This is a genomic window from Clostridium akagii DSM 12554 (assembly GCF_000686725.1).
Taxonomy (GTDB): Bacteria; Bacillota; Clostridia; order Clostridiales; family Clostridiaceae; genus Clostridium_I; species Clostridium_I akagii.
On record NZ_JMLK01000011.1, the window covers coordinates 1 to 13,703 of the forward strand.

Below are 13,703 nucleotides of genomic sequence, written 5' to 3' on the forward strand. Positions count from 1 at the left end.
TGCTTATTGGTTTGGGCATGATGTTATAAACTTCTAAGCCTTCTATTGTGCTACAATGCATACTTAATAAATCTGCAAGATCTTCTTGTCTTAAGTTATGGGTATATCTTAATTTGATGATTTTTCAGCAATAGTTGTCTCTGGTAATCCTTTATACAGTTCTTTATATAGGTAAAAAACCTTGCTTGTAAATATTCTCCTAATTGGCGTACTTTGGTTCAGTCTGCTGGAGCGAATTTTGCAAGTTCACCTGAACGAGTACTAATACATTGCCTTGATCCGGTTTTTGTATGCCAAAAGGTGGCATATACGAACATTGGAGAAGTTGTTAACATACAGGACGTTGTAAAAAATACAATAACGGGTGTAAAAGGGGTTGGAAGGGTTCAAACACGAGGTAAGTGCAGAGAAGGATATCCAAAATCTATATTCGTTAGATAAACAGAGTTTCATGGCAAATAAAACCATGAGACTCTGTTTATAAATATGGGTTTAATCACACATATTGCTATCCGAACTCCGATGTTCTAATAAATGAATAGGATATATCCAAATTATTCACAAAAAAATATCAATGTAATTGGTGGTATTAATAGAAAATAAAAGAAATTTAAAGGAAATCTATATACAATATATGGAGCAATTGGTTAAAATGGATATTTTATTTAATAATATATATTATATATTAAAATTTGTAAAAATACGAAAGGAGTTGTGTTAATTTGAGTTATTGTCAGTTAGTTGTATTTAACTTGGGATTGGAAGAGTATGCGGTTGATATTTCTTGTGCTAAAGAAATAATTCGAATACCCAAATTCACAAAAATACCTAATGTGCCATCATTCATTGAAGGTGTCATTAATCTAAGAGGTAAAGTAATTCCTATTTTTGACCTTAAGAAAAGATTTGGACTAGGTCAATCTGAGAGAAATACTGATAACCGATTATTGATACTTGAACTAGATGACATGAAGGTGGGCATTATTGTTGATGATGTGTCTGAGGTTATTAGCATTGATGAAGAATCAATTCAAAATCTAAATTCTGAAATTGTAGGCATCAGCAAAAATAGTATACGAGGTATCAGTATAATTGATCAAAGAATAATTATATTATTGAACGTTATAAACCTTAAATCTGAAATTTTTAAATATAATTTAGGAAAGGAATTGGTATCATAATTTCAATAAAATGCAATGAATTATTAGTGAGTGAAAATATATACATGGGGGAAATTATATTATGATAAAAAAAAATAGTAATGGTGAAATTGATATAGACTCATTGGAAATAAAAGATGTTATGGATATTACAATACTTCAGAAATTTCAAGATAATTTTGCGAACAGTACGAATTTAGCTAGCGTTACTGTAAATAGAGATGGTAAATCTGTAACAAAACCAAGTTCCTACACAAATTTTTGTTCAAATCTTACACAATCTACAACCACTGGTGAATCTAGATGTGCCGAATCCCATAAAAAAGGTGGTGAAGAAGCAACACGACTAGGAAAACCATATGTCTATACCTGTCATGCAGGACTTATTGACTTTGCAGCACCAATACTTCTAAATGGTAAATCCATAGGATCAATACTAGGTGGCCAAGTCCTCTTATCAGATCCAGTTGAAGCAAACTTTAGAAAAATTGCAACGGAACTAGGTGTGAATGAAGATGAATATGTAAAAGCTTCAAACAACGTAAATAAATCAGCTGAAAAGAATGTACAGGCTGGAGCGGAAGTTTTATTTATAGTAGCAAATGCACTGGTAAAAATAGGCTATGAAGGATTGCTTATAAGCACTGTTACAAATAATCTTGCTGATAATTTTAGCCAAATTTCTGCTACCATGGAAGAACTTGCTGCCTCATCTATAAATGTAAGTAGCAATCAGCATGTTTTAAACGATGAAATAAATAGAGTAAAAGATATATCTAAAGAAATAAATACAATACTAGATTCCATAAAAAGTATAGCTGATGAAACAAAGATGCTTGGTTTGAATGCTGCTATAGAAGCGGCTCGTGCTGGCGATGCTGGTAAAGGTTTTGGAGTTGTGGCCACTGAAATTAGAGCTTTATCTCAAAGTTCAAAAGAAACCGCTTTAACAATTTCTGATCTTACTAAAAAGATACAGGAATCTGTAGATAAAACCTTAGACACTGCTAATTCTACATTAGAGACTACTGAGCAACAGACATCCGCTATCCAAGAAGTTTCTGCTAACATTCAAGAAGTTTCTACTCTAGCAGATTCACTGAATGACATGGCAAACTCTAAATAAGAAAGATGAAATAATAAATATAGCAATTCATACAACAATAAACAAGCATATTTCTAAAAATGATTTTAGAAATATGCTTGTTTGTTAGCGGGATACAACCCAAAAAACTGACAAAAACCACTCTAAGGAAAATGGTATTGGCTTAACGTAGTCAAAAGTTTTGAGCTATTGCTATTTATATCCTTAGCGTGAGGCTTGTCGGAAATGATGGCAGAACCAATAATATAGTAACCATGTTGAGAGGGAGTTAAATGAGATATGTATTAATTAAATATATAAGAGAAGGTATGATTCTAGGTAAAACATTATATGGTGATAATGGCGAAATTCTTTTAACAAAAGGAACATCCATTAATTTATTATATGTAAAAATACTTATTCGCTTAGGTTACAGTGGAATCTACATTAGAGATGAACTATCTGAAGATATTACTGTAACGGAAATTATTAGTGATGCGTTAAGGATGAGAACAATGAAGTCAATAAAAAATTTAATGAGACCCAATATAAAAGAAGACGAAATAAAATCATCTCTTAAAGTTATTGAAGTGTTAACGAAAAATATTGTTGATGAAATATCATGTAACAAAGATATTATAGTTAATATGATAGATTTAAAAGTAGCTAGTGAGTACACATTTTATCATTCTGTAAATGTTTGTGTAATATCAATGGTATTAGGTTCAGCTCTTAAATTAAGAAAAAAGGATTTATATTTGTTAGGTATAGCCTCGTTATTACATGATATAGGTAAAATATATACACCCAATGAGATATTAGATAAACCTTCCAAATTAACTTATGAAGAGTTCGAAACAATAAAACTACATTCTGAAAATGGATATAGATATGTAAAAAAGTATTTGAATATACATACTAAAGTTTCTATGGGTATATATGAGCATCATGAAAGGTATGATGGTACAGGCTATCCATTAAATATAAAATGGGAAAAAATATCATTGTTTGGGCGTATAATATCAATTGCTGATGTATATGATGCACTTGTATCTGATAGACCGTATAGAAAAGGCATTTTACCATCTGAAGCTGTAGAGTACATTATGGGTGGTGGTGGTACTATGTTTGACCAGCATTTAGTGAGAACCTTTTCTGATAGAATATCATGTTACCCAATAGGCACTTGTGTAATCTTAAGCAATAGTTTAATAGGAATAGTGGTTGAGAATTATTCCGGTTATTCTTTAAGACCTTTAGTAAAAATCATACAGTATGAGGATAAATTAGTAACACCATACTTAATAAATCTTAAGGAATCAAACTATAATGTTACTATCGTAGGTATGACGGATGCATTGTTATTCCGATAAATGGATGTATTTTAGAATTTTTAACTGCCTAATTCAACATATTGGATCAAGCATTGGATAATATTTCAGCTGATATTTTTCTTCCTTTTTCGAGTAGTACAATAGGGGATACCGTTAAGCATCGACAAAACATGCAATTAAATAAATGTAGAAACTTCATTAGAACTTATACATTAAAAAATCTTCTATAAACATATTTACTGTTTATAGAAGATTTTTTGGTGAATTGAAAGATATTAACTTTAACTTTGTATATATAAATCTTAAAATCCTTATAAATGGTACCTATACTATTTAATAGAACATAAAGGGAGGATGAATAAAATGTCAAATTATATTTTGAAAACAAAAAGTCTTTGTAGAAAATTCAAGAACCAATCAGCAGTAAATAATGTTTCAATTTCTGTTGAGGAGAATTCTGTTTACGGTCCACTGGGGCCTAATGGTGCTGGAAAATCAACCACACTAAAAATGATTACTGGTATTCTTAGACCAACTTCGGGAGAAATCATATAATGTTATCCCAAAAAGTTGTCTTTACGATGAAAATGGGACTGATTATATATACGAGGTTAGTTCTAGAAACGGAGCACTTGGCGAAGAAGACTATGTACAAAAAATTCAAGTACAGGTAGGTGTTTCTGATTCCTTAAATTGTTCAATCAAGGCAGCGTCAGATTTGTCTAAAGGCATCTATGGAATTGTAACTAATACTTCTAAACCCATTGAGGATAATGATGAAGTAAAGCCCATTTTCTCATCTGCAACGGGGTGAGCGGCGTGAATATAATCAAATTAACAAGGAACAGATTAATAATAAGTTTAAGTATTTTAATTGTTTTAATAGTAGCAACTGGTTATCTTAATTTTATGTTAAGTAATAGTGTTTTAGATGTAATAGAATATAAAAATAATAGTAATATTACTGGCATTACCTTTGATGAACTTAACAAGGTAAAAAAACAGTATGGAGAGCTTAAACTTACATGTTATAAGGAAAATATGGCAAGTGTAACAAATAAATATGGAATTTCACCACAAAAAGAAATTAAAATTGTACAGTGCTGCAGAAGATGGATATGAAAGAGTTTATATTCCCTACACTTCATATACAAGTCAGGATAAAAATGATAGTTCTTTTCTAGACATAATGACCACAAGAGAAACAAAAGATTATGATGATAAGGATATAGACACTAAGCTTAGTAAAGTTTTAGGAGATAAATTATCTTTATATAAATCTGTAGATTATACAGCTACAAAAAAAATAATATATGAAAATATAAGAATATTGTTTTTTATAATAGGGATTTTTATAATTGTCTTTCTAATAAAAATCATAACAAAATTCATTGGAGATGTTGTCATATTTTCAAAGGAAAAAATGAAGGGCGACTATTTAAATGGTGTGCTAAAAAATAATAGAAAAAAATTTTTATCTTTTGCGTGTAAGATATTCATATGCCTTCTAGGAATTGCAGTTATATTTAATTTGATTAAATTTAATTTGGTTATTCCTCCTAAGTATTTACCTTCAGATAACATTTTTGATTTGGACTTTTATAAGAAAACAATAATTTCAAATATTCAGTTAAACAATGCAAATGAAAATGGAGTAAGCAATGTATATAATAGATATTTAACTATTGTGAGTAATATAGAGAAAATTATATTTTTAGCACAACTATTGATATTGGTAACAATCAATGTAAATTATAGAGCCTTAAACATTTAAAAAAATAATCATAATGCTTAAATGAAAAAATGTAATTCTAGAGCTTTTGATAAAAAAGTCAGTGTATCACTATTTTTCATATATTATTATTTAATAACTGTTGTTTAATAATAATTAAAGTGATATAATTTATTGCAAGAATAAAAATATTCTAAATTTTAAAAAAATTAAAGGACGAAAGGAAGTTAACATCATGATTTATAATCTTCTTGTTGGTGGAGCAGCTGGACAAGGCATGGAAACACTTGCTTCGATATTAGAAAAGCTTTTAAAGAGAAAAGGTTTTGAGACTTTTACAATCCAAGATTACATGTCTAGGGTCAGAGGTGGACATAATTTCTTTCAAATAAGGTTTGGAAATGAAGACATAAGCTCCCATTGTAATGAAATTGATGGAATTATAGCTTTAAATACAGAGACAATTAAATTACATATAGATGATTTAAAAAGTACGGGTTTTGTTATTTCAGACGAAGAAATAGATTACAAAGATGACAGAGTGTATAAACTTCCTTTGAAAGCTTTAGCTAAAACCATTGGTAATCCTAAAGTGTTTGGTAGTATTGCCCTTGGAGCTGTTTTAAAATTGTTTAATCAAGATTTGAGTTTTGTGGAAGAACTGTTAAATGAGAAATTCAAGAAAGAGGTTGCTGATAAAAATTTAGATGCTTTTAAAATTGGATATAAGCAAGTTTCTTCAAAATATGAGGTGCAGGCAAAAGGTAAAGATAAGAGTATTTTAATAAATGGTAATGATGCTATAGCACTAGGTACACTGGCTGCGGGTTGTAAATTTTATTCTGCTTACCCAATGACACCTTCTACAAGTATTATGAATTACCTGGCATCAAAAATGAAAGAGGCTGAAATTGTTGTAGAACAAGCTGAAGACGAAATAGCCGCTATTAATATGGCTATTGGTGCATCTTATGCAGGAGCACGTGCAATGACTGGTACTTCTGGTGGTGGATTCGCACTTATGGTTGAAGCTGTGGGATTAGCCGCTATGCAAGAGGTACCTCTTGTAATAGCAGAAATACAAAGACCAGGTCCCGTCACTGGACTGCCAACTAGAACAGAACAGGCCGACCTGAAATTTGTTATTTCATCAACACCAGGAGAGATTCCTAAAATGGTTATTGCATTAAAGGAACCAGAGGATGCATTTTATCAGACTATGAGGGCATTTAATCTTGCGGATAAATATCAAATTCCAGTGATTTTACTTGGAGACCAATTTCTTGCTGATAGTATTAGAACTGTTAAGCCTTTTGATTTCACTAAAGTTAAGATTGAGCGACATTTAAGTGATGAGAAAATTGCAAAAGAAACAGAATACAAACGATATTTATTAACAAAAACAGGTGTTTCTCCTAGAATAATTCCTGGTAGAACCCCTGGAAAAACTGTTTTAGTAGATAGTGATGAACATGATGAATGGGGACATATTACTGAGGCAGCAGATGTTAGAATAGCAATGAATGATAAGAGACTTAGAAAAATGAATTATTTAAAAGAAGAAATACTTGAACCAGAATACTTAGGTGAAGAAAAGATTGATACCTTGTTAGTTGGCTGGGGTTCATTATATAGTCCAATTAAAGAGGCAGTTAAGCTTCTTAATGCTTCAGGGAAAACTAAGTATGGTGCTTTAGTGTTTGGAGATATTTGGCCATTACCAACCAAACTTCTTATTGATAAGGCATCAAAAGCTAAAAAGCTTATTAATATTGAACAAAATGCTACTGGTCAACTTGCTCAGCTTATAAGAGAAAATACTGGAATAGAAATTAAAAACAATATTTTAAGGTATGACGGAAGACCATTAAGTGCTGAAGACATAATTAATAAACTAAAGGAGGTTTTGTAAAATGAGTGATTGCAAAGATTGTGAAATTTTAACATCAGAAACAGCATGGTGCCCAGGATGTGGAGACTTAAATATACTTGATGTTTTAAAACAAAGCCTTACAGAACTTGATAAACAACCTCATCAAGTACTTATTGTTGGTGGGATAGGACAAGCTGCTAAAACTGCACAGTATATAAATACTAATGGGTTTTGTGGTCTTCATGGAAGATCATTGCCACCAGCAGTTGCTGCAAAAATTGTTAATAAGGATTTGACCGTAATTGTTGATACAGGAGATGGCGATTCTTATGGAGAAGGAGGAAATCATTTTTTACACAATATCAGAAGAAATGTTGATATAACTCATTTTGTACACGACAATCAAATTTATGGTTTAACAAAGGGTCAAGCATCTCCAACTACTGATTTTGGTCATGTTACAGAAGTGCAGCCTTTTGGTTCTAACAATATTCCTATGAATCCAGTTTTACTTGCTATTACCCTTGGCGCTGGTTTTGTAGCAAGAGCTTTCAGCAGTGATAAAGAGGGCCTTAAAGAAATAATGAAACAAGCAATAAACCATAAAGGTTATGCTCTAGTTGATATACTTCAACCTTGTATAAGTTTTAATAAAATAAATACCTATATGTGGTATAAAAAAAGAGTTTATAACTTAGAAGAAGGTTATGATCCAACAAATAAGTTAAAGGCAATAGAGAAAGCTATGGAATGGGGAGATAAGATTCCTTTAGGCATATTATACCGAGAAGAAAAACCGGATTTTCAAGATAAGCTAGATTTTTTAAAAAATGGTGAATCGCTCGTGAGCAGTGAAGTTGATTTAAATAAAATAGGTGGATTTATGGACGACTTTCAATAATGAGTAAAAATAAAATTAAAAAAGGAATGATTATATATGGAAATAAAGAAAATCGGAATTATCGTAGGGAGTCTTCGCAAAGAATCATTTAGTAGGAAGATTGCTAAAATATTAATGAAACTATCTCCTAAAACTTTTGACGTGGAGGAAGTGGATATAAGTGAACTTTCAATTTTCAACCAAGATTTTGATGATGAAGGCAATACACCAACATCATGGACAACTTTCCGCAAGCAGATTGAAAAATATGACGGCATTATTTTTGTAACGCCGGAATACAATCGATCAGTGCCAGCTGTACTTAAGAATGCCATAGATATAGGATCACGGCCATATGGAAAAAATGTATGGGATGGTATACCAGGTGCAGTGGTAAGTGTATCACCAGGTGCATTAAGTGCTTTCGGAGCAAACCATCATTTAAGACAATCATTGGTATTCTTAAACATTCCAACTATGCAGCAACCAGAGGCTTATATAGGAAATGTTGCCACACTTTTAGATGAGAATGGTGACCTAACTAATGAGAGAACTCAGGAGTTCTTACAGATATTCATAGATGCATTTGTAAACTGGGTTGACACAAATGCACGTAAGAAGTCATGATAATATTCAATTAATTAAAAAAATGTTTAGATTCTAAGCATGTGACTGGTAATTCAGGCAGGGCTTAGATAGATTAACACAAGTTAATCTATCTAAGTCCTTTTTTTCTACTATTATAATATCTTATTCCCGTTATCACAGCACCTATTATACATAGACTTGCTACAAACAGATATACATATCTCATTCCATACATAAATACGTCATCTCTACCTTTTATATAATCAATAACCCTGTATCCTATTTTATGACTCATTCTATTATATAATAAAAGAGTGGCTAAGGATGTACCTGTAACCATTGCTACATTTCTTACTAATGCATTTACGCTCCCTGCTATACCAAGCTTATCCTTGGATACAGTGGACATAATCAATGAATTATTAGGTGACTGAAACATTCCGTTTCCCAAAGTCATTATCACTATAAACACCATAAGAAATATAATGGGCGAATTTTCATTTAACGTAGCTATTAATAACAACCCTACGCTAGTAACTATTAGTCCTATTAGCGTAAGAATCTCCGAACCAATCTTATCTGATAGATATCCACTAAATGGAGATACTACCGATAAAACAATTGGTGAAACCATCATAAGTAGTCCTGTTACTTCCGGTGAAAGTTTTTGTGTATCTTGAAAGTAAAAAGGTAATATAATATTTGATGCACTTATTGATATAGATGCTATAAACCCACATGTTATACTTATTGAAAATAAGCTATTTTTGAATATATTCAATTGTAGTAGTGGAACTTCTAATTTTTTTTCAACAATAATAAACAGTATAAATGATATAATTGAAATAATAAAAGCTGCTTTAATTACTGGATTGTTATAACTTGTATTTTGGCCTTGTCCCATAGCACCAAATAATGCTACCATTGTTATTGCAAATAATATTGCTCCTCTTCCATCAAATTTCTCATTTTTGGCTTTATCTGATTTAGGAAATATTTTAGTCGTCATTAAAAATACTATAATACCTATTGGTACATTTATCAAAAAAATATATCTCCAACTTACAGCCGAAACTATTAACCCACCAATTGGTGGACCTGCCATGGCGCCTAATGCAACAAAAGTACCTATGACACCAAGTGCTCTTCCTCTTTCTCTAGCTGGAAATACTTGAGTAATAATTCCTTGGTTTGTAGACATAGTTCCTGCTGCACCTATGGCTTGTATTGCTCTTGCAGCAACTAAAATTGGCAGAGAATTAGTGAGTCCACATAATAATGATCCAATTGTGAATACCACAATTCCAAATCTGAAAACTTTGGTTTTCCCTATAATATCGCCGAGTCTTCCAAATATTAAAATTGTAGCAGCAACAACTATAAGAAAACTAGTAACTACCCATTCTATTTCACCCATAGTAACATTCATTTTTTGTGACATAACGGGTAATGCTACATTTACAATACTTCCATCTAAGGTTCCCATAAAGGTTGCCAGTAATACATTAACTAAAATAATCCACCTATTTTTATATACTTCACTTTCTATCTCATTCAAAATTCGTCATCCTTTCAATATATTCTTCTTTCTTCATGTATTTCCATTCATATCCAAAACTTATAAGTTTTCTTATATTTTTATATTGAAAATCTTTTTTTAATAAACTATATTGAAAACCTCGATCTTTTAAAAATCTTAACTGCTAAATATTTTTTTTAGATTCTTTCTTTTTTCCATTTCATCACCACTTTAAACTTTCATCTTTTTATTATATATATATAATTTAACATATAATTTAACATATAATACAATATATTTTTGAAAGCTTATATTTTTTTTGTCAAAATATAAAAATTTTCTATAATCCTTTTATTCTTGATCAATATTTTCAACAAACACTTTCGCTAATCTGATGATAAATGGGGCATAATTTGAATACGTTCGAGTAATAACCACTCTAAGGAAAGTAGTACTATAAAACATCGCTTAAGATACTTAAATAAAAAAATGAATTCCGCACGATATTCTTCTTTGGTTGGAGAAGAATCATCTGTAGCATCTCGGGTTAAAAGCTAAAAGTGACGCAAAAAATGGATACATTCTTAAAAGGCATATTTATCCTTGACAAGTGCATATGTGTGCACTTATAATTTAAGTGGTGATGGAAATGGAAAAGGAAAATCAAAATAATAAGTTAGAATGTGGAATAATCATTGGACAAATCATTGATTTCGAATTCTATAAGACTCTGTTTGACCCTGTGAGAAGTGAAATTTTGAAATTTCTTGCAGTACAAGGTAATAAAAATATCACAGAAATTGCAAAAAACTTTACACAGGATAGGTCCGTTATTTCAAGACATTTGGAGCTAATGAGTCGGTATAGGATATTAAACAAAACAAAGCAAAGCAGAAGCACTTTTTATGAAATTAATAAGAATCTTATTCTTGAAAAATTTGAAGCAACCACAAAAAACTTGAAAGAACTTATGGAAAAATAAAAAGTTGATTTATTGAATAAAAAGCATTAAAAACTTTTTATTTTAGTATATAGGTGCATTTATGCGCACTTATACTCTGATTATTGAATTAAATTTATAAAAAACTATTTTGAAAGGAATTGATTAAAATGAACCTTATAACTGTAAATGAAGAAAAGTGTATTAAATGCGAAATGTGTATTAAGGAATGTCCAGTAAATGTTTTAAAAATGGGAGAAAATGTACCTGAAGAAGTAGTTGAATCAAATTGTATTGCTTGTGGACATTGCGTAGCTATATGCCCTACAACTGCTATAGATAATAACAAAACACCTTTAGCGCAACAAGTTGATGCAAAAGATTTTCCCAAATTAGATGCTGAGCAGACTGAGCATTTTTTAAGATCACGTCGTTCCATAAGAAATTATAAAGACAAGTCAGTATCAAGAGAAGAATTAACAAAATTAATTAATATTGCAAGGTTAGCGCCAACTGCAGAAAACAGTCAAGGTATATCCTTTGTGGTAGTTGAAAATAAACAATTAATTGAAAAAGCTACTGAAGTTTCTATTGAGATGATAGAAATTTCCCCATTAAGGTATCTAGTAGAAGACGCTGTCACAAGTTACAGGAAAAATGGAGTTGATTCAATTTTTCGCGGTGCTCCGAACTTAATCATAACTATTGCAGATAAAGATCTTAGAAGTGCTAGAGATAACTCTGTTTCATCTTTGACTTATCTAGAATTATATGCTCCTTCACTAGGACTTGGATCTTGTTGGGCTGGGATTTTTGAGTATTGTGCATCCATTGAGAATTCACCAATGCTTAAATTATTCAATATTCCAGAAGGAAAAAAGATAACAGCTGCGGTTATGGTTGGATATCCTAATTATAGTTACAAGAGGTTAGTGGATAGAAATCCATTAGATGCTACATTTATAAGTTAATGCTCATTTTTAAGTTTATATAAGGCAGCCAACAAAACCGACAAATATCACGTTAAGGAGTATAGTTACATAAACCCACATTTTATATCCATTTTATGTATTAAAGTGGACTTTGTCGGATTAGCTATACTGGGTTAGGCATAAATGGATTAAACAGTTGGCTTTAACGTTGTTTATATTTAAACAACGTGTCACCTTCATTTGTAAAAGTTAATTCAAAAGTATAATATATATGAAATCAAGATGTAATGGTATTTTACTGTGATACTAAAAATAACTTCATACCACTTTTAGCCCATTCTATTAATACCTTATAAAACCCTCCTGCTAAAAATTCAATACAATATCTATCTTCTTCCTCGGAACAGGATCTCATAAACATAATATCCTGGAATAATGAATGTAAAAATCCTGTGCATCTTTGAAGAATATACTTAATTGAAATCAATAGTTTGTACATTAACCGCCGATACTATGCTTATAAAGACAAAATATTACTAATATTCAATTTAAAAATATGTTCTTTCACATTATCAGATAAATTTAATTGATCTATCTTGTTTATCTGATCATCAATGTTTGCAAAAGGGGTGTCACTACCAAAAACGACATGCTCATAGCCAAATGAATTGATCGCCTTTAAAATGTCTTTTCCCTGAACCCGGTCAGAACCTGAAGTATCGAAAAATACATTTCTTAAAAAATTCTTATCTGATTTGAATATATCTAATCCAGCCATATGTGCAATTATAAATACAACATCCTGATTGCTCTTTATATATTGCAGTAATCTCCATGTTTCCTTCTTTGAATATAAGTGGATAAAAATCGGTAGTTTATATGACCTCGCTATATCTGCCAGTGTGTTAAATTCGATTTTGCCTATTTTAAAAGGATCCCATGCTTGATGAAGTTTAATCCCTTTTGGTTGATACTCACGAATGCTTCTTTCAATATTGGTCATATGCCCTTTATCAAGAGGATTCACCCACAGGAACTGAATTATTTTTCCAGGTACCTTATTTTTTAATTCGAAGACATATTTATTCCCATCACCGTTGTCTTTCATAAAATGCTTATAGCTAAATTTAAGCATTCTATTAACTAAATAATTACTATCTGGAGATTTTTTCAGCGGAAGATTTGGTGGAGCTGGTAAATCCAGAATATTTTTCGGGCTTGTACAAAGTATGATCTTTTCAATTTCATACTTTTGAACCATATTCATTATAGATTCTGCTTTGGAATAGGTCCCTGCTGCATGGGCATGTGCATCAATAATCATATAAATACCTCCAATAAAATGTAATGTAAGTAAAAGCAATGTAGTTATCTGACACATAATAAAACTATTATACAATAATAATATCATAATATGACATACTTTGGAATTGTTTTTGGAAAATTATGGCTTTAGACATTTATGCTTAAACCAGTATAGATAAGTCGGAAATGTTGAAGTTGTCATTATTACTGTTCCGGTCAAGTAAATTATTGCATATATAAAAAAAAATTAAATTTATTGTTAATTATGACATATATGATATAGTGTAAATATCTGGCTGACAAATACATATAAAAGTAGGATATGCCTATAATGTATAAACTTAAATAAAAGCAAG

13 protein-coding genes and 2 pseudogenes are annotated in these 13,703 nt (G+C 30.8%); 12 read left to right on the top strand and 3 right to left on the bottom strand.

What is annotated here, in order from left to right:
* Nucleotides 1-216: 216 nt before the first annotated feature.
* The 10 genes and pseudogenes from BR66_RS0105725 to BR66_RS0105770 form a co-directional block, all read left to right on the top strand.
* Nucleotides 217-441 (top strand): annotated as a pseudogene (locus tag BR66_RS0105725) (sporulation peptidase YabG); the annotation flags it as partial.
* Nucleotides 442-722: 281 nt separating this feature from the next.
* Nucleotides 723-1,181, top strand: a complete 459-nt coding sequence (locus BR66_RS23220) for a chemotaxis protein CheW (RefSeq protein WP_035795597.1) — start codon at nt 723-725, stop codon at nt 1,179-1,181.
* A 61-nt stretch (nt 1,182-1,242) separates the two neighbouring features.
* Complete coding sequence (locus BR66_RS0105735; RefSeq protein ID WP_026882056.1) at nt 1,243-2,286, top strand: PocR ligand-binding domain-containing protein; 1,044 nt, start codon at nt 1,243-1,245, stop codon at nt 2,284-2,286.
* A 251-nt stretch (nt 2,287-2,537) separates the two neighbouring features.
* Entirely contained in the window at nt 2,538-3,617 is a 1,080-nt protein-coding gene (locus BR66_RS0105740) for an HD-GYP domain-containing protein (RefSeq protein ID WP_026882057.1), read from the top strand.
* Between the two features lie 324 nt (nt 3,618-3,941).
* Nucleotides 3,942-4,130: pseudogene (locus BR66_RS0105745) on the top strand (ATP-binding cassette domain-containing protein); the annotation flags it as partial.
* A gap of 267 nt (nt 4,131-4,397) precedes the next feature.
* Complete coding sequence (locus BR66_RS26375) at nt 4,398-4,700, top strand: hypothetical protein (protein WP_242841114.1); 303 nt, start codon at nt 4,398-4,400, stop codon at nt 4,698-4,700.
* On the top strand, nt 4,672-5,352 hold the full coding sequence (locus BR66_RS23225) for a hypothetical protein (protein ID WP_242841115.1): 681 nt from the start codon (nt 4,672-4,674) through the stop codon (nt 5,350-5,352). The genes BR66_RS26375 and BR66_RS23225 overlap by 29 nt, the downstream gene beginning before the upstream one ends.
* A gap of 193 nt (nt 5,353-5,545) precedes the next feature.
* Nucleotides 5,546-7,222: a 2-oxoacid:acceptor oxidoreductase subunit alpha gene (locus tag BR66_RS0105760; protein ID WP_026882059.1), complete on the top strand. Its 1,677-nt coding sequence runs from the start codon at nt 5,546-5,548 to the stop codon at nt 7,220-7,222.
* A gap of 1 nt (nt 7,223) precedes the next feature.
* Nucleotides 7,224-8,084: a thiamine pyrophosphate-dependent enzyme gene (locus BR66_RS0105765; protein ID WP_026882060.1), complete on the top strand. Its 861-nt coding sequence runs from the start codon at nt 7,224-7,226 to the stop codon at nt 8,082-8,084.
* A 36-nt stretch (nt 8,085-8,120) separates the two neighbouring features.
* A complete protein-coding gene (locus tag BR66_RS0105770) occupies nt 8,121-8,690 on the top strand; it encodes an NADPH-dependent FMN reductase (RefSeq protein WP_026882061.1) in 570 nt (189 codons plus the stop codon).
* Between the two features lie 88 nt (nt 8,691-8,778).
* On the opposite strand, the gene BR66_RS0105775 is transcribed toward BR66_RS0105770, so the two are convergent.
* Nucleotides 8,779-10,209 (bottom strand): MFS transporter, encoded by a 1,431-nt coding sequence (locus BR66_RS0105775; RefSeq protein WP_026882062.1) that lies wholly within the window; start codon nt 10,207-10,209, stop codon nt 8,779-8,781.
* A gap of 610 nt (nt 10,210-10,819) precedes the next feature.
* Between BR66_RS0105775 and BR66_RS0105780 the strand changes: the two genes are divergently transcribed.
* Entirely contained in the window at nt 10,820-11,152 is a 333-nt protein-coding gene (locus BR66_RS0105780) for an ArsR/SmtB family transcription factor (protein ID WP_026882063.1), read from the top strand.
* Nucleotides 11,153-11,280: 128 nt separating this feature from the next.
* Entirely contained in the window at nt 11,281-12,081 is an 801-nt protein-coding gene (locus BR66_RS0105785) for a nitroreductase family protein (RefSeq protein WP_026882064.1), read from the top strand.
* Nucleotides 12,082-12,337: 256 nt separating this feature from the next.
* Here BR66_RS0105785 and BR66_RS26600 read toward each other — a convergent pair whose 3' ends face one another.
* Together BR66_RS26600 and BR66_RS0105795 are read right to left on the bottom strand one after the other, a co-directional pair.
* Nucleotides 12,338-12,457 carry a TetR family transcriptional regulator C-terminal domain-containing protein gene (locus tag BR66_RS26600; protein WP_207641234.1) on the bottom strand — a complete coding sequence of 40 codons (120 nt, stop codon included), beginning with the start codon at nt 12,455-12,457 and terminating at the stop codon, nt 12,338-12,340.
* A gap of 102 nt (nt 12,458-12,559) precedes the next feature.
* Nucleotides 12,560-13,366: an amidohydrolase family protein gene (locus BR66_RS0105795; protein WP_026882065.1), complete on the bottom strand. Its 807-nt coding sequence runs from the start codon at nt 13,364-13,366 to the stop codon at nt 12,560-12,562.
* Nucleotides 13,367-13,703: the final 337 nt, after the last annotated feature.